The sequence below is a fragment of the Bacteroides sp. CACC 737 genome (assembly GCF_013874375.1).
Classification (GTDB): domain Bacteria; phylum Bacteroidota; class Bacteroidia; order Bacteroidales; family Bacteroidaceae; genus Bacteroides; species Bacteroides uniformis.
In genome coordinates, this window is record NZ_CP059408.1 from 2,567,497 (window position 1) to 2,583,830 (window position 16,334).

General features: G+C 46.6%; 16 protein-coding genes. 12 read left to right on the forward strand and 4 right to left on the reverse strand.

The features are described from left to right. The first annotated feature begins 53 nt into the window (after window positions 1-53). From H1A11_RS11225 to H1A11_RS19160, 10 genes are all read left to right on the forward strand, one after another. On the forward strand, window positions 54-608 hold the full coding sequence (locus tag H1A11_RS11225; protein WP_181757214.1) for a DUF5063 domain-containing protein: 555 nt from the start codon (window positions 54-56) through the stop codon (window positions 606-608). 3 nt (window positions 609-611) lie between these two features. Further along, window positions 612-1,235 (forward strand): 3'-5' exonuclease, encoded by a 624-nt coding sequence (locus tag H1A11_RS11230; RefSeq protein ID WP_005826911.1) that lies wholly within the window; start codon window positions 612-614, stop codon window positions 1,233-1,235. Window positions 1,236-1,274: 39 nt separating this feature from the next. After that, entirely contained in the window at window positions 1,275-2,456 is a 1,182-nt protein-coding gene (locus H1A11_RS11235; protein WP_181757215.1) for a class I SAM-dependent rRNA methyltransferase, read from the forward strand. A 313-nt stretch (window positions 2,457-2,769) separates the two neighbouring features. Further along, complete coding sequence (locus tag H1A11_RS11240; protein WP_025834162.1) at window positions 2,770-4,026, forward strand: nucleoside permease; 1,257 nt, start codon at window positions 2,770-2,772, stop codon at window positions 4,024-4,026. A 26-nt stretch (window positions 4,027-4,052) separates the two neighbouring features. Further along, entirely contained in the window at window positions 4,053-4,637 is a 585-nt protein-coding gene (locus tag H1A11_RS11245) for a bifunctional nuclease family protein (RefSeq protein WP_181757216.1), read from the forward strand. A gap of 1 nt (window position 4,638) precedes the next feature. After that, window positions 4,639-5,337: a 16S rRNA (uracil(1498)-N(3))-methyltransferase gene (locus H1A11_RS11250; protein WP_181757217.1), complete on the forward strand. Its 699-nt coding sequence runs from the start codon at window positions 4,639-4,641 to the stop codon at window positions 5,335-5,337. Window positions 5,338-5,359: 22 nt separating this feature from the next. After that, window positions 5,360-6,913, forward strand: a complete 1,554-nt coding sequence (locus tag H1A11_RS11255; protein WP_181757218.1) for a DUF4836 family protein — start codon at window positions 5,360-5,362, stop codon at window positions 6,911-6,913. Window positions 6,914-6,954: 41 nt separating this feature from the next. Further along, the gene (locus H1A11_RS11260) at window positions 6,955-7,599 is read left to right on the forward strand and encodes an ATP-binding cassette domain-containing protein (protein ID WP_181757219.1); all 645 of its coding nucleotides are present in this window, start codon (window positions 6,955-6,957) and stop codon (window positions 7,597-7,599) included. 11 nt (window positions 7,600-7,610) lie between these two features. Next, on the forward strand, window positions 7,611-8,816 hold the full coding sequence (locus H1A11_RS11265) for an ABC transporter permease (protein ID WP_181757220.1): 1,206 nt from the start codon (window positions 7,611-7,613) through the stop codon (window positions 8,814-8,816). 618 nt (window positions 8,817-9,434) lie between these two features. Beyond that, window positions 9,435-10,397 carry a TIM-barrel domain-containing protein gene (locus H1A11_RS19160; protein WP_370528664.1) on the forward strand — a complete coding sequence of 321 codons (963 nt, stop codon included), beginning with the start codon at window positions 9,435-9,437 and terminating at the stop codon, window positions 10,395-10,397. Window positions 10,398-10,544: 147 nt separating this feature from the next. Here H1A11_RS19160 and H1A11_RS11275 read toward each other — a convergent pair whose 3' ends face one another. Together H1A11_RS11275 and H1A11_RS11280 are read right to left on the reverse strand one after the other, a co-directional pair. Then, window positions 10,545-12,404: an SLC13 family permease gene (locus tag H1A11_RS11275; RefSeq protein ID WP_119961339.1), complete on the reverse strand. Its 1,860-nt coding sequence runs from the start codon at window positions 12,402-12,404 to the stop codon at window positions 10,545-10,547. A gap of 78 nt (window positions 12,405-12,482) precedes the next feature. Further along, window positions 12,483-12,758, reverse strand: a complete 276-nt coding sequence (locus H1A11_RS11280) for a putative quinol monooxygenase (RefSeq protein ID WP_117964158.1) — start codon at window positions 12,756-12,758, stop codon at window positions 12,483-12,485. A 167-nt stretch (window positions 12,759-12,925) separates the two neighbouring features. Here H1A11_RS11280 and H1A11_RS11285 point away from each other — a divergent pair, with 167 nt between their 5' ends. Continuing rightward, on the forward strand, window positions 12,926-13,219 hold the full coding sequence (locus H1A11_RS11285) for a YtxH domain-containing protein (protein WP_117964157.1): 294 nt from the start codon (window positions 12,926-12,928) through the stop codon (window positions 13,217-13,219). Window positions 13,220-13,309: 90 nt separating this feature from the next. Here the strand turns inward: H1A11_RS11285 and H1A11_RS11290 are convergent, their stop codons facing one another. Both H1A11_RS11290 and H1A11_RS11295 read right to left on the reverse strand, forming a co-directional pair. Then, entirely contained in the window at window positions 13,310-14,971 is a 1,662-nt protein-coding gene (locus H1A11_RS11290; protein ID WP_061411457.1) for an IS1182 family transposase, read from the reverse strand. Window positions 14,972-15,105: 134 nt separating this feature from the next. Beyond that, a complete protein-coding gene (locus tag H1A11_RS11295) occupies window positions 15,106-15,456 on the reverse strand; it encodes a helix-turn-helix domain-containing protein (protein ID WP_009038044.1) in 351 nt (116 codons plus the stop codon). A gap of 213 nt (window positions 15,457-15,669) precedes the next feature. Between H1A11_RS11295 and ung the strand changes: the two genes are divergently transcribed. Then, entirely contained in the window at window positions 15,670-16,332 is a 663-nt protein-coding gene (gene ung, locus H1A11_RS11300) for a uracil-DNA glycosylase (RefSeq protein ID WP_005826944.1), read from the forward strand. Window positions 16,333-16,334 lie beyond the last annotated feature (2 nt).

The following is a 16,334-nucleotide window of genomic DNA, read 5'->3' on the forward strand; positions in this document are numbered from 1 at the left end:
AATTTGCTTCTACTTTCGGTTTGCGCTATCTTTGCGTTTCAAATCAAGAAGATATGAAAAAAGAAAGTCAAGTGATATTCGACCGGAATGCCGTAGAGTTTGTGACCGTAGCCGCCGAGTTCTGCAAGTTTCTGGAACAAGCGGAAGGGGTGAAACGTTCCGCATTCGTCGATACCTCCTTAAAAATACTTCCGCTGCTCTACCTGAAGGCCTCCATGCTGCCCGAGTGCGAAACCATAGGAGACGAGGCGCCGGAAACATTCGTCACCGAAGAGACCTATGAGGTACTCCGCATGAACCTCGCCAATATCCTGGCCGAGAAAGACGACTACCTGGACGTATTCGTATCCGACATGAAGTATAGTGACCAGCCCATCACCAGGAACATTTCCGAAGACTTGGCCGACATATACCAGGACATCAAGGACTTTATCTTCGTATTCCAGCTGGGTTTCAACGAGACGATGAACGATTCGCTTGCCATCTGCCAGGAAAACTTCCGCCTCCTTTGGGGACAAAAGCTTGTCAACACCCTGCGTGCCCTGCACGAGGTGAAGTATGCGCAAGGCGAGGATGAAGAGGAGGAAACCGCAGACTTTGAATATTAAATTATGGTTATCAAAAGAACAATAGATAAAGAAACAGTGAAAGACCTGCCCAAAGCCGCCTTTCCGGGACAGATACATGTCGTACAGACACCGTGGGAAGCGGAGAAGGCAGTCGCCTATCTGAAGTCCTGCCCGTTGCTGGGCATAGACAGCGAAACCCGTCCGTCGTTCACAAAAGGACAGATACACAAGGTGGCCCTGCTGCAGATTTCCTCAGAGGAACATTGCTTTCTGTTCCGCCTCAACCTGACGGGACTGACTCTGCCGGTTATCACATTGCTGGAAAACCCGAGTGTAACGAAAGTAGGCCTTTCCTTGCGGGATGACTTCATGATGCTGCACAAACGCGCGCCCTTCGAACAGCATGCCTGCATCGAATTGCAGGAATATGTCCGCGCTTTCGGCATCCAGGACAAAAGCCTGCAGAAGATATACGCCATCCTCTTCGGGGAAAAGATTTCGAAAAGCCAGCGCCTTTCCAACTGGGAAGCCGAAACCTTGACCGAACCGCAGAAACTGTATGCCGCCACCGATGCCTGGGCATGCCTCAACATCTACAACAAGCTGCAAGAACTGAAACGGACAGGAGATTTTGAGATAGAAGCCAATAATAATGTGGTAATGTGATGCACATTATCACATTATCACATTAATCACATTATATATATGTACAAAGTATACCTTAAACCCAATAAAGAGGAGTCATTAAAGCGTTTTCACCCGTGGGTGTTTTCCGGCGCCATCGCACATTTCGACGGAGAGCCCAAAGAAGGGGAAGTAGTTGAAATCTATACATCCAAAAAGGAATTCATAGCCAAAGGGCATTTTCAGATTGGCAGTATCGCCGTACGCGTACTGACCTTCCGCCAAGACGAAGAAATCAATGCGGACTTCTGGAAACGCAAACTCAGCATAGCATACGACATGCGCCGCAGTATCGGCATAGCCGGAAACCCGACAAACAACACCTATCGCCTGGTGCACGGGGAGGGAGACAACCTGCCGGGGCTGGTTATCGACATTTATGCCCGCACCGCAGTGATGCAGGCACATTCTGCCGGCATGCACCTCGACCGCATGGCCATTGCCGATGCCCTTACCGAAGTGATGGGCAGCCAGATTGACAATATCTATTACAAATCGGAGACGACCCTTCCCTTCAAGGCCGACCTCTATCCGGAGAATGGTTTCCTGAAAGGCGGCAGCACGGACAATGTAGCCATGGAGTACGGCCTGAAGTTCCACATCGACTGGCTGAAAGGCCAAAAGACCGGTTTCTTCGTAGACCAACGCGAGAACCGTTCGCTACTGGAACGTTATGCCAAAGGCCGCAGCGTACTGAATATGTTCTGCTATACCGGCGGCTTCTCCGTATATGCCATGCGTGGAGACGCCAAACTGGTGCATTCCGTGGACAGCTCTGCCAAAGCCATCGACTTGACCAACAAGAATATAGAACTGAACTTCCCGGGTGACACCCGCCATGCCGCCTATGCAGAAGATGCCTTCAAATACCTGGACCGCATGGGCGACCAATACGACCTAATAGTTCTTGACCCTCCTGCTTTTGCCAAGCACCGCGATGCCCTGCGCAATGCCCTGCAAGGCTACCGCAAACTCAATGTCAAGGCTTTCGAAAAAATCAAGCCCGGAGGTATTCTTTTCACTTTCTCGTGCTCGCAAGCCGTCAGTAAAGAAAACTTCCGCACAGCTGTGTTTACAGCCGCTGCCATGTCCGGCCGCAGCGTACGCATCCTGCACCAACTGACGCAACCTGCCGACCACCCGGTAAGCATCTACCATCCGGAAGGGGAATACCTAAAAGGGCTGGTTCTATATGTAGAATAAAGGAAAAGAAGGCCTCATCGGCTTTCTTTTCTTAAATAGAGTTAATAAAAAGCAGAAAAACGTCAAAACAGTATGTTATATAACATAAACCGTGTATATTTGCACTGTGTTTTTCATGGTATTAGATTTAAGGTTAATAAAGATTGGGTGTCTGGGATAGATACCCTTCTTTTTTTATAATACATTCCTTCCCAAAATCCATCCCTCATTAATCTCTTTCGTTGAAGAAAAAGCCGTACAGAACTTGTTTTTCTCCTAGTCTCATTGTACATTTGCATCTATTACATAATTTAAAATATAAAAAGCTAATATTATGAGCATCAAATTCCGACTCACTGCCATGCAATTCCTGCAATTCTTCGTTTGGGGAGCATGGCTGATTTCATTAGGTGGTTACATGGGCGGTACGTTACATTTTGAAGGCGGACAAATCGGAGCAATCTTTGCAACCATGGGTATAGCCTCACTGATAATGCCTGGACTGACCGGTATCATCGCCGACAAATGGATAAACGCCGAACGCCTTTATGGCATACTCCACCTTATCGGTGCCGGTGCCCTGATTTATGCTTCCACTGCCACTACGTACACCCACATGTACTGGGCCATGCTGCTCAACATGCTTGTTTATATGCCCACGCTATCCCTGGCCAACACCGTGTCCTACAATGCGCTGGAAAGATATAAAATGGATTTGGTGAAAGACTTCCCCCCCATCCGTGTATGGGGAACGGTAGGCTTTATCTGTGCCATGTGGGCTGTGGACCTTACCGGGTTCAAGGCAAGTGCGGCACAACTCTATGTGGCAGCCATCTCGGCAGCCATGCTGGGACTTTATGCTTTCACTTTGCCAGCCTGCCCCCCCATGCGCAGTGAAGGAAAAACGATGCTCTCCGCTTTCGGACTGGATGCACTGGTGCTGTTCAAGCGCAAGAAGATGGCTATCTTCTTCTTGTTCTCCATGCTGCTGGGAGCCGCCCTTCAAATAACAAACACATACGGCGACCTTTTCCTGGGTTCGTTTGCTTCCATACCCGAATATGCAGATTCGTTCGGTGTGAAACACTCCGTCATCCTGCTCTCCATCTCGCAAATGAGTGAGACGCTGTTTATCCTTGCCATCCCCTTCTTCCTGAAACATTTCGGAATCAAGCGTGTTATGTTAATCAGTATGTTTGCATGGGTATTCCGTTTCGGGCTTTTCGCCCTCGGAGACCCGGGAAGCGGACTTTGGATGCTCATTCTCTCGATGATTGTCTACGGCATGGCATTTGACTTTTTCAATGTATCGGGCTCGCTGTTTACAGAAATGGAGGCACATCCCAGTATCCGTGCCAGCGCACAAGGCTTGTTCTTCATGATGACGAACGGTGTGGGAGCCATCATCGGAGGTTATGCCAGCGGAGCCGTGGTGGATGCCTTCTCGGTATATGCCGAAGGCGGAGGACTGGTAAGCCGCGACTGGACACCGGTATGGTTTATCTTTGCAGGATATGCCTTAGTCATTGGTCTGTTATTTGGAATAGTATTCCGCTATAAGCATAATCCGGAGAAAATAGAGAAAAACTGATTGAAAATCAGGTTGATTTAATAGGTATGAATAAGAAGAAGATAGAACTACAAGTACTAAACATTTCCAACAGCCAGGCGCAAGCGGGCGCCTATGCCCTGGTACTGGGTGAAGCGGGCGGCGAGCGTCAGCTTCCGATTATTATAGGTGCCACCGAAGCACAAGCTATGGTCATCGAGATGAAAGGTATTGTACCGCCCCGTCCGCTGACCCATAACCTATTCGCTTCCGTTCTTGAAGTGCTGGGCGTAAAACTGATGCGTATTCTTATCTATAAAGTAGACAACGGAGTATTCTACTCTTACCTTTATATGAAAGCCGAAGAAACCATTCTCCGGATTGATGCGCGTACCAGCGACGCCGTTGCCCTGGCATTGCGCATGAATGCCCCTATCTTTGTCTACGAAGACATCCTCGAAGCAGAATGTCTGAAAACCGTCGAAGGTTCCATCGACCCGATGGAAAGCAGCGAACCGGACAAAGACGAACTGCTGCAGGAAGACACGATAGGCATACTGAAAACGGCCCTGCAAAAAGCAGTCGATGAAGAGGACTATGAACGTGCCGCACAGCTAAGAGACCAGATTAACCAACTCAAGAACAATTTGTAATATGCACGTATTCTATACCCCCGACATACAAGCCCACGCAGAGCTGCCCGAAGAGGAAGCCGCACACGCCGTACGCGTCTTGCGCTTGCAGGCTGGAGACGAGGTCATGTTGACAGACGGAAAAGGCTGCTTTTATCGTGCCGAAATCAGTACGGCTACAAACAAGCGCTGTCTGGTGAATATTCTGGAAAACCTTCCGCAAGCCCCTTTGTGGAAAGGTCATCTGCACATTGCCATGGCGCCTACCAAGAATATGGACCGTACAGAGTGGTTTGCCGAGAAAGCGACGGAAATAGGGTTTGACGAACTGACATTCATGAACTGCCGTTTCTCGGAACGGAAAGTCATCAAGACGGAGCGCATCTCCAAAATTCTGGTTTCCGCCATCAAGCAGTCGCTCAAGGCACGCCTGCCCCAACTGAATGAAATGACAGACTTCAACAAGTTCATCACACAGCCTTTTCCGGGTCAGAAATTCATCGCCCACTGTTATGAAGGCGAAAAACCGCTTTTGAAGGATATGGTACATCCCGGAGAGGATGCCCTCGTACTAATCGGTCCCGAAGGAGACTTCAGCGAAGAGGAAGTCCGGAAGGCGACGGAAAACGGTTTTATCCCCATCAGCCTGGGAAAATCAAGGCTGCGCACAGAGACGGCGGCACTGGTTGCCTGCCACATCCTCAACTTACAGAATCAATGATACTCACTAAAACAAAAACTATATGAAAAAGAACCTATTCTTCCACTTCTCAGTACTGGCAATGCTCATCGTGCTGATAAGCGCTTGTTCGTCCAAAAAGTCGGAATATATCAATGTGATTCCCTCCGATGCCTCGCAAGTCATCGCTGTCAATTTAAAATCATTGGCAGACAAGGCCGGTACCAAAGATAAAGAGACTAAAGAAGCACTGCAAAAGCTGACAGATGCCTTGAAAAGCGATATGAATGCAGCCACTTTCCAACAATTGGAGGCTGTACTGAAAGACCCTGCCAAATCAGGAGTGGACGTTCATGCGCCCATCTATATCTTCAATGCTCCCTCGTTCCCCTACACCACCATGGTAGCCAAGGTTCAGAACAAGGATGACTTGCTGAAACTGCTGGAAGTTACGGAGAAAGAACAGATAATCAGCCACGTGTCAGAAGCGGACGGCTACAGCTTTGCACAAATCAACAAGCAGGCACTGCTCGCTTTCACTCCCACCACGCTTATGGTGGTGAACTACACCGGCACATCGCAATTGGAAAAAGTCAAGGAGGAAATACCCGCCCTACTGAAACAGACGGAAGAGAACAGTATCAACAGCAATACTGCTTTCAAGAAGATGCAAAAGCAGAACGGAGACGTCAACATGCTCATTACTCCCTCCAGCCTGCTGAGTGCCTATGCCAATCCGCTGAATTACGGAATATCCCAAAGTATTGATTTGAAAGATTTGAAGATGCTGGGAAGCCTCTCTTTCGAAAAAGGAAAAATTGAGCTGAAGATAGATAACTATACAGAGAATGCAGAACTGAAAGCCCTCTTTGAAAAACAGGCCAAAAGCACTTGCCCCATCGAAAACACATTTCTGAAATATTTCCCCAAATCTACGCTGGCACTGCTCAGCATAGGTATCAATGGAGAAGAGTTCTACAATGTGCTGCAAGAGAATGAGCAGTTCCGCAACGATTTCTCCATTACCAAAGCCGCTGAAGTAAAGGACTTGTTCAGTGCTTTCCACAACGACCTGACCATAGGCCTTATCAATGTAACCATGAACAGTAATCCTTCTTTCCTTGCCTACGCCAGCGTAAAGAACGATGCTCCTCTGAAAGCCCTTTATGAGAAAAAGTCCGAACTGGGACTGAAACGCGGCGAAGACATCGTGAAATTGAATGAGAATGAATATGTCTATAAATCACGCGCTATCAACATTTTCTTCGGCATACGAGACAAACAAATGTACGCCACCAACGACGAACTGCTGTATAAGAATGCCTGCAAGACCGCTGACCCGTCTGCCAAAGAAACAGACTTCGCTTCCAGTCTGAAAGGCAAGCGTACAGCCTTTGTCATCAATGCGGAAGCCGTACTCGACCTGCCCGTTATAAAATTGCTTGTTGGGTTCGGCGGACAAGAGTATAGCACCCATTACTCGCTGCTCGGCAATATCTCGTATCTGGAAGCTGTCGGTAACGAGGACAAGGCAACCGTTACCCTGCAACTGAAGAATAAGGATGTAAATGCGTTGAAACAGATTGTGGACTTCATCAAGCAGTTTGCAGGAATGTAATTTAAGGATTAAAGATTAGAGATTAAGGATTAATACCACTCATGAATAGGATTCACCTACGGCAAACACTACCTCAAGTGTTTGCCGACCGTGATGCCATTACCTCAGACGTATGGCATCGGGACATTACGTTCCACAAAGGGAAACGTTATCTCATAGAAGCCGCTTCGGGTACCGGAAAGTCATCGCTTTGTAGCTATATTTACGGCTATCGGCACGATTATCAGGGAATCATCAACTTTGATGAACGCAACATCCGTTCACTCTCCGTCAATGACTGGACAGATATACGCAAACACTCTCTCAGCATTCTTTTTCAGGAGTTGCGTATCTTTCCCGAACTTACCGCCATCGAGAACATACAACTGAAGAACCGGCTTACCAATTTCAAAAAAAGGAAAGAAGTCCTTACCCTCTTTGAGGCCATCGGCATTGCCGACAAGGTAAACGAAAAAGCCGGAAAGCTATCTTTTGGCCAGCAACAAAGAGTCGCCTTTATCCGCAGCCTCTGCCAGCCTTTCGACTTCATCTTCCTGGACGAACCCATCAGCCATCTGGATAACGAGAACGGAACAATCATGGGCAGACTGCTGACAGAAGAAGCCAGCCGCCAAGAAGCGGGAATCATAGTGACTTCCATAGGTAAGCATCTGGAACTAGAGTATGACGAAATTTATAAATTATAAATGTAGCTAATATGAATCGACTTGTTTGGAAACTTCTCCGCCAGCACATCAGTGTCGGACAGCTGGCAGGCTTTTTCCTCGCCAATCTCTTCGGCATGATGATTGTATTGCTGAGCGTACAATTCTATCGTGATGTCCTTCCCGTTTTTACGGAAGGGGATAGTTTCATGAAGAAGGAGTATATCATTGCTACCAAAAAAATCAGTACTCTGGGCAGCTTTGCCGGGAAAAGCAATACCTTCTCCAAAGAGGAGATAAAGGACCTGAAAGCCCAACCTTTTACTAAGGGGGTAGGCGCGTTCACTCCTTCCCAGTTCAAGGTTTCTGCCGGACTCGGTATGCAGGAAGCCGGTATCCGTCTGTCAACAGAGATGTTTTTCGAGTCTGTACCCGACGAATATGTGGATGTCAGTCTGGACAAATGGCATTTTGACGAAGATGCCCGGGTAATTCCCATCATCATTCCACGTAACTATCTGAACCTCTACAACTTTGGCTTTGCACAAAGCCGGAGTCTGCCGAAACTCTCCGAAGGCCTGATGAGTCTGGTACAAATGGATGTGATGATACGGGGTAACGGACGTGTGGAACAATATAAAGGCAACATTGTAGGATTCTCCAACCGGCTGAATACCATTCTCGTTCCCCAATCCTTCATGGACTGGGCCAATAAGAATTTCGCACCGGAGAAAGAAGCGGAACCGTCCCGGCTGATTGTGGAAGTAAAGAATCCTACCGACACAGCCATCACCGACTATTTCCAGCAAAAGAATTACGAAACTGAAGGCAACAATCTGGATGCCGGGAAGACAACTTATTTCCTGCGCCTCATTACGGCCATCGTCATGGGAGTAGGATTGTTCATCAGCATTCTGTCATTCTACATCCTGATGCTGAGCATCTTCCTGCTTCTCCAAAAGAATACGGTAAAACTGGAAAACCTGCTGCTGATAGGATATAGCCCGACGCAGGTAGCCACACCTTATTATATACTGACAGTAGGGCTGAATGTACTGGTACTGCTCCTCGCCATCGGCTGCGTGGCATGGGTGCGCAGTTACTATATAGAAGTAGTCCAAAGCCTCTTCCCGCAATTGGAGAGCGGATCACTGCTTCCATGTATATTGATCGGTTGCCTATTATTTTTTGCTGTATCACTGCTGAATATTTTGGCAATAGGCAAAAAAATTATCAGTATCTGGAAAGGGAGAAAATAAAGATGGAAAAATTCCATCCAGCAAATATAAAGTTCATGATATGCCATCATTACAGCAAACATCCGCCTCTACATATACCGCACCCGAAAGGAGATGGAACGGAAACACAAAGAAGAAATCCTTTTGCTCCGCATCCGCAACTTGATAAAGCAGTGCAGCCGTTATGAAGCGGACAAAAGAAATGTACGGTTGCCACCCCTCGGAATATGCGGAAAAAATGCAGAAATCAACCTGAGTGTTGTTCCGTTTCAACAAGATTGTTGCCGTCTAAAGAGGATTCAGGGCTACTTTTGCAGCATAATTTTAAAAGAACCATGAAAATGAATTTTATGAAAAGAGCCGGCTTCGTGCTGACTTGTGCAACCATGCTTGCAAACTTGTGTGCCGCCCAGAACACAGAACGCACACCTCAAGGAATGAAATGCACCACATAAGGAATGGACATCCGTGTGGAATTCTATTCGCCTTCCATTGTGCAGGTTTCAAAACTCCCGAAGGCAAACCCTACAACAAAGAAAGTCTGGTAGTGGTCACAAGCTGAATGCCAAGCTGATGATTGTGGCATGACCCGGCTTTGGCACCCACACAGAGCAACGCAAGGAGTTGGATGCCAAAGGGATGATTATCAACTTCAACACTTGGCCACCCAAAAGTGGCACACGCCCCTACGACGTCTACAATCCCGAAGCAAGGGACATTTATTGGAAATATCTGAATAAAGGCATTTTCAGTTACATCGGCAACGACGACTGGTGGCTCGATTCTACAGAGACTGACCATATCAACCGACAAGAATCGGACTATGACCTCTCCACTCACTTGGGGTCTTACCGGAGTGTAAAAAATGTCTACTCACTGATGCACAACAGCGGAATAGCCTCGCATCAAAAGGCTTTGAGCAAAGACAAACGCGTTATCATCCTGACCCGTTCCGGATTTATCGGACAACAACGTTACGGCTGCAACACCTGGAGTGGTGACGTGACCTCCACTTGGGACATGCTGGAGAAACAGATTCCTGCCGCACTGAACTATACCTTGATGGGCATCCCGAACTGGAACAGTGACATAGGTGGCTTCTTTGCCGGACGCTGGATGCAGTTCGGCACTTTCTGCCCGATAATGCGTTCGCACGGTACGGAGTTGCCCCGTGAAATCTGGAACTTCGGCAAGCGTGGCGAGTGGTGTTTCGATGCCCAGGAGAAGGTGATTAATCTGCGCTATCGCCTTCTGCCCTACGTTTACAGCACTTCCTGGGATGTGTTCCACAATGACGGTACATTCATGCGTCCTTTAGTAATGGATTTTGCGCCGGTTTACCTCCCTCAAGGCGCAGACTGGTGGGACTTCTGGAGTAACGAAAAGCAGCAGGACAGACAGACCTTGAACCACAGTGTATCGTCAGAGGACAAGGCCCGTCCTCTGACGATAGAAGAGCGGGAAAGCAGTTTTCCGAACATGCTGAAAAGCCGCAAGTTCAAGGTTGTCCTGGTCGGTCAGGACTCCGGTACGGGAGACCGGCCGATGAAAGGCAGAAAGACAATAAGCTATGCAGGAAAGAAAAAGAGTATAAAGCTGTAACAGTAAAAAGGAGGAACGTGTCAAAACTACCTTACTATTTTTTAGGCGCGGATTACGCAGATTTCAAGAATCCAATTTGCATAGTCCGCGTTACTCCACGTAATCCGCGCCTAATATTACAGCATAATGAAGTGGTCATATACTTTGCTAAAAAGGAAACAACAACGGCAGCACAAATACCATCACCACTCCCATAATAATCTGCAACGGGAGCCCCACTTTTATATAATCCATGAATGTATATTGTCCTGCCGGCATCACCAGTGCATTGGGCGGTGTAGAGAATGGAGAAGCGAAACACATACTTGCCGCAACCGTCACGGCAAACAAGAACGGAACGGGACTTACTCCAATCTGAATCGCACTTTGAAGAGCAATAGGGGCCATCAGCACTGCCGTCACCGTATTGCTGATGAACATGGTCATCAATGAAGTGGTGAAATAGATACCTGCCATCAACACAATAGGACCATAACTGCCCAACCCACTTACAAGACTGTTGGATATATATTCCGAGGCACCGGTCTTTTCGAGTGCAAGAGACATGGGGAGCATGGCTGCAAAGAGTACAATTGTTTCCCAGTTTATCGTTTTATAGGCGGCTTCCACATTCCTGAAACATCCCGTCAGCACCATCAGCAAGCCGGCAATCATCACCGCTGTCACCGGGGCCACGGGAATAAAGTCGAAGACCATCATGGCAACCATCAGCACCATGATAGCGGCAGCTATGGGCGCTTTATAATCCAGCGTCACTTTGGCGGCTTCTGCCAAAGGCTGCCCCAATACCACCCAATCGGAATCTTCCCTGCTTATCCGTGCGATGTCCTGCCACGCACCCTGCACCAGCAAAACATCGCCACTATGCATACGCTCACGTCCCAATTCACGTAATATATATTCCTTCTTACGACGGATGCCCAATACATTTACATTAAATTTATCACGGAACCCAGCTTCCTTCACCGTCCGGTTCACGATATTGGAAGAAGGCATCAACACAATTTCGGCAATTCCGATGTCATAAAAGTCAAGGGACTTGTCGGCTTTAGAGGCTTCTTCAGTGGTATGCCCGTCGAGCATTTCCATTAAAAAGTCTTCAGCAAAACGATTTACGTTCGATACCTCTCCCGTAATATAAAGCACGTCGCCCACCCAAATAGTCGTATCGGGTGATGCCAATTTCTGGGTAATAGTTTTCAGGAATCTATGTTGGGAAGAGTCTACACGCCGTACTTCAATGATATTCAGACCATACTTGCGGCGTACATCCAGGTCTATGATGGTTTTTCCTATCAGACGGGAATCATTGACAGCCCTCAAACGGAACAGATTGCTGGAAAGTCCGTACTCCTGCACCAGTTGGTTCAATGATTTGCCCGACAATGTTCCGTCATTCTTTTTGCCTTTCTTGGAGAGAAACCATTTGGTCAGAGGCATTAAAACCAGGGTTCCCACTATCACGCACACAATACCCACCGGCAAAAAGGAAAAGAAAGACAGCGGTTCAAAGCCCGCTCCCGTCAATGTATTCTGAATAACCAAATTAGGAGGCGTACCGATAAGTGTCATCATACCACCCATGCTGCTGGCAAAAGCCAAAGGCATCAATAGACGGCTGGGATTCATTCCTGCACTCAGTGCCAAACTCACCACGATAGGCAGCATCAAAGCCACCGTTCCCGTATTGCTCACAAAAGCACCAATGGCAGAAGTAACCAGCATAACCAGCAAGAAGAGTTTCAGCTCGCTTTTGCCTGCCAACTTTAGAATACGCGAACTTATCATTTTAGCCAGCCCGGTCTGAAAAATGGCGCCGCCCACAACGAACAAGCCTACCATCATAATCACCACCGAGTTGGAGAAGCCGGAAAGGGCCTCTTCAGGAGTAAGAATCTGAAATATCAATAAACCAATCAGCGCACAAAGCGCCACAATGTCCGAACGGACTTTGCCTGCTACAAAAAAGGCAGCGGAGAGAACAAGGATAATAAGGGTAATCAGCATAAATATGTATATTAAGAATGCACAAATATACTTATTTACGCATGATCACACAACCCCTTACTACCTCAAACTACTGATTTAGAACTCGAATTTTTCCAGCTTCATGGCGGCCAGCCCCTGGATTTTGGGCACCAGGGCCACAAAATGGTCCGCTTTTTCATGGGCAGACAATGACTCTGCATCTTTCCATGTTTCACAAATCATAAGAACATCGCTGCGAGTGGCGCTCTCAAACACATCATAGGCAATGCATCCATTGTCCTTCAAGGAATATGCGACCAGTTCTTTGGCAGATTCCAATACTGCGGTACGGTTTTCCGCACTTACCTGAATAAAAACATTTAATCTAATCATACTTGTATAAATTTTAAGTGTATCGCAAATTTAAGCAGAATAAATCTCTCCACCAACAAAAGTAAATTGTTATTAATTCCTTTCCCGCCGGATGAACCAATCTTTGGCAAGTATGTTGTCTCATCAGAATTGATTCTAACTTTAACTATTAAAAAACTGACTTGATTATGAAATGTAAAGATTCTAATTTCTGGATCGGACTGGGAATAGGTTCGGTTGCCGGTGCATTGGCCTACCACTTCTCCCGTACGGAGAAAGCTAAAAAGCTGGAAGATGCCATATGCCGTGCCATCCACAAAGCAAGTGGCGAAGCCAAGGAGTTCATCAACACTGCTGAAGAAGAAGCATTGCACACTGGCACCAAAGTAGCGGACAAGATGGCCCATGAGGTCCATGAGGCCGCAGAGAAAGCTGACAATCTGAAAAACAAGGTTCACAATTTTGCCGATGCCAAGAAATAAAACAAGCACTTGGAAACTTCTGAAGGAGGTTGTGTCAAAACGTTGGCACAACCTCTTTTATATTTTAAGTTCTGCTATATTTTCTTTTGGCTATGCTACTTTTTCCTCATGCATTTGGCAGCAAGTTGCTATATTCCAATTATATCGGGTTATAAATAGTCCCATAAACAAATATTTGGCAACTGTAATGAGCCCCTTTCCTTCTTTTATCAGTTTAGCGCACATTTTTTTGATATTAAAGGCTATAGCAAAGAAAGCAAAGTCCATTGTAACCTTGTCTTCTCCCACATGCCGGAATCTTCTGTATGCCATGTTGTATTTCATTTGTCCAAACACAGCTTCTGGTTCTATACACCTCCTGCCTCTATGCTTGATACCTTCTTCTGAGAGCAACCTTTCCCGTGCCTGCCGTTTGTATTGATTTAATCGGTGGTTGACTTCTATAATACGGTTCCCCCGAGCTTTAAAACAACTGCCACGCAAAGGGCAACCTTCGCATCTTTTTGCTTTATACCGGGCACTTTCGGTGATGTATCCGCTCGCTGTCTTGTCACGTTTGGTTCCTATACGGTTCATGTGCTGTCCCATAGGACAAACGTAATAATCCTCTTGGGCATTGTAATGGAGACTTTCGGCATGGAACGGGTTGGGAGTATAACGGGGACGCTGTTCTTTATGGAAGTAATTGTACTTGATGAAGGCTTCTATCCCATTCTCCTGCATGAACCGGTAATTTTCTTCCGAACCGTAACCGGAGTCTGCCACGCAGATATTCGGTAAACGGTTATAGCGGTACTGGAAAGAGTGGAAAAAAGGTATGAGGGTCAGTGTATCGGTAGGGTTGGGAAACAGACGGAAGTCTGTGATAAATTGGTTTTCAGTACCTATTTGCAGATTATATCCGGGTTTGGTCTGCCCGTTCTTCATGGCATCTTCTTTCATGCGCATGAATGTGGCACCAGGATCGGTCTTGGAATAGGAGTTACGTTCTCCAAGGGTATCAAGGTGATTGTCATATTCTATCAGCTTGTCACGATACCCTTCAAGTTCCCTGACCTGCTTCTTCTTTTTGCGCAGGGCTTTCTTTTCTTCCTTATCCTTTGTTGCAGGCTGGCGTTCCAGGGCTTCTTTAAGTTCATCCACTATGTCAGAGAGCCTGCAGGAAGTAAACTCCACGGATGTGTCTTTTATAGAGTTCTCCTGTGCAATGGTTTCATCCACCTGCTCCAAGAGAATACGGATTTTATCCATTAGTCTCGTACGGTTCCGTTCGACTGTCTTGCGCCAGACAAAAGTATATTTGTTGGCTTTGGATTCAATCTTGGTGCCGTCAATATACTCCACATCAAGGCTGATGAAACCTTTATCGGCAAGGACAAAAATCAACTGGGTAAATACATTATTTATTTCCTCCTTTACACGGTTACGAAAACGGTTGATCGTGATAAAATCCGGATGCTCATTACCGGCAAGCCAAATATAATGAATGTCACGAAGGAGGTGCTTCTCTATTTTACGGCAAGAATAGATATTATTCATGTAGGCGTAGATTATCACCTTAAGCATCATTTTAGGATGATAAGGACAACGGCCCGTTTCCTTATAAAGCTTCTTGAAACTCTCAAGATTGAGGTTGTCAATAACAGCATTCACGATGCGGACCGGGTCGTTCGCAGCTATGTTTTCATCAATTCTTTGTGGAAAAAGAACGGTTTGGTTGGGAATGTAAGGACGAAAATGTAACTTTGCCATAACGAAAAACTTTATGCCTAAAGATACGAAAACTTTGGGTAATAACAAAGCCCGGGCTTGAGAAAGTCTGGGCTTTGCGCATAAAAAAAGGCTGTGTCAGCATTTTGACACAACCTCTTTTTCATATCGCCCCATCAGTTCTGCAGACTGCGCCGATTCAAAATATCATTCATATGCTCCAATGCCCATCCTACCAAAGATTCAATATGCGGCATCAGGCTACATCCGGTTTCTGTAAGGTTATACTCCACACGGGGAGGAACTTCCGCATAGACTTTCCTGACAATCAGCCCGTCCGTCTCCAATGAGCGCAATGTAACCGTCAGCATCCGCTGGGAAATATCCCCTATGGTTTTCTGTATATCGCAAAAACGCATCGTTCCATTCGCTTTCAGTGTGACCAGCACAAGCATTGTCCATTTGTCTCCCAACCTGCTCAGTACATCCCGTACCGGACAAGCATCCATACGATGAAAATTTTCCATTCCTTTATTTTACCAATCAGTTCAACCTCAGCAATGGCGACTCTATGCTTAGTGTCCGGCATTGCACCACAAAAGTAATAAACTTACTCAAAATAACTATCGTTTCATACGATAATTAAAACATTCTTTATACTCGTAAATGCATCTGCCTCATCCGGATTATTTGTATTTTTGCAACATCGTTTCCTATTCATATGTAACTGCAAGACTCTTATGAACGTAAAAATAGAAGAAAGCTGGAGAAAACGCCTGCAAGAGGAGTTTGACAAACCTTATTTTGAGAAGCTGGTAGCATTTGTAAAAAGTGAGTATGGACATGCCAACGTGCTACCTCCCGGCCATCAAATTTTCCACGTCTTCAACTCTTGCCCGTTCGAGAAAGTGAAAGTCGTCATACTCGGACAAGACCCTTATCCTAATCCCGGTCAGTATTATGGAGTCTGCTTTTCCGTACCGAAAGGAGTAGCCATTCCCGGTTCTCTGGCAAACATATTCAAAGAAATACATCAGGACCTGGGAAAGCCCATTCCGACTTCCGGAAATCTGGACCGTTGGGTAGCGCAAGGCGTATTTCCTATGAATTCCGTCCTCACAGTACGTGCCCACGAAACCGGCTCGCACCGGAACATGGGATGGGAAATCTTCACAGACGCTGTTATCAAGAAACTGAGTGATGAACGGGAGAATCTTGTATTCATGCTTTGGGGAGCGTACGCCAAAGAAAAAGCCGCTTTAATTAATAGCAGCAGGCACTTGATTCTGACTACCGTCCATCCGTCCCCACGTTCTGCCGAATACGGATTCTTCGGTTGCAGGCACTTCAGTAAAGCCAACGATTTCTTACGAAGCAGAGGGATACAAGAAATAGACTGGTAACG

Excerpts from the sequence above, each read along its gene's own strand:
- H1A11_RS11225 (WP_181757214.1), top strand. The coding sequence starts at position 54 with ATGAAAAAAGAAAGTCAAGTGATATTCGACCGGAATGCCGTAGAGTTT.
- H1A11_RS11230 (WP_005826911.1), top strand. The coding sequence starts at position 612 with ATGGTTATCAAAAGAACAATAGATAAAGAAACAGTGAAAGACCTGCCC.
- H1A11_RS11235 (WP_181757215.1), top strand. The coding sequence starts at position 1,275 with ATGTACAAAGTATACCTTAAACCCAATAAAGAGGAGTCATTAAAGCGT.
- H1A11_RS11240 (WP_025834162.1), top strand. The coding sequence starts at position 2,770 with ATGAGCATCAAATTCCGACTCACTGCCATGCAATTCCTGCAATTCTTC.
- H1A11_RS11245 (WP_181757216.1), top strand. The coding sequence starts at position 4,053 with ATGAATAAGAAGAAGATAGAACTACAAGTACTAAACATTTCCAACAGC.
- H1A11_RS11250 (WP_181757217.1), top strand. The coding sequence starts at position 4,639 with ATGCACGTATTCTATACCCCCGACATACAAGCCCACGCAGAGCTGCCC.
- H1A11_RS11255 (WP_181757218.1), top strand. The coding sequence starts at position 5,360 with ATGAAAAAGAACCTATTCTTCCACTTCTCAGTACTGGCAATGCTCATC.
- H1A11_RS11260 (WP_181757219.1), top strand. The coding sequence starts at position 6,955 with ATGAATAGGATTCACCTACGGCAAACACTACCTCAAGTGTTTGCCGAC.
- H1A11_RS11265 (WP_181757220.1), top strand. The coding sequence starts at position 7,611 with ATGAATCGACTTGTTTGGAAACTTCTCCGCCAGCACATCAGTGTCGGA.
- H1A11_RS19160 (WP_370528664.1), top strand. The coding sequence starts at position 9,435 with ATGATTATCAACTTCAACACTTGGCCACCCAAAAGTGGCACACGCCCC.
- H1A11_RS11275 (WP_119961339.1), bottom strand. The coding sequence starts at position 12,404 with ATGCTGATTACCCTTATTATCCTTGTTCTCTCCGCTGCCTTTTTTGTA.
- H1A11_RS11280 (WP_117964158.1), bottom strand. The coding sequence starts at position 12,758 with ATGATTAGATTAAATGTTTTTATTCAGGTAAGTGCGGAAAACCGTACC.
- H1A11_RS11285 (WP_117964157.1), top strand. The coding sequence starts at position 12,926 with ATGAAATGTAAAGATTCTAATTTCTGGATCGGACTGGGAATAGGTTCG.
- H1A11_RS11290 (WP_061411457.1), bottom strand. The coding sequence starts at position 14,971 with ATGGCAAAGTTACATTTTCGTCCTTACATTCCCAACCAAACCGTTCTT.
- H1A11_RS11295 (WP_009038044.1), bottom strand. The coding sequence starts at position 15,456 with ATGGAAAATTTTCATCGTATGGATGCTTGTCCGGTACGGGATGTACTG.
- ung (WP_005826944.1), top strand. The coding sequence starts at position 15,670 with ATGAACGTAAAAATAGAAGAAAGCTGGAGAAAACGCCTGCAAGAGGAG.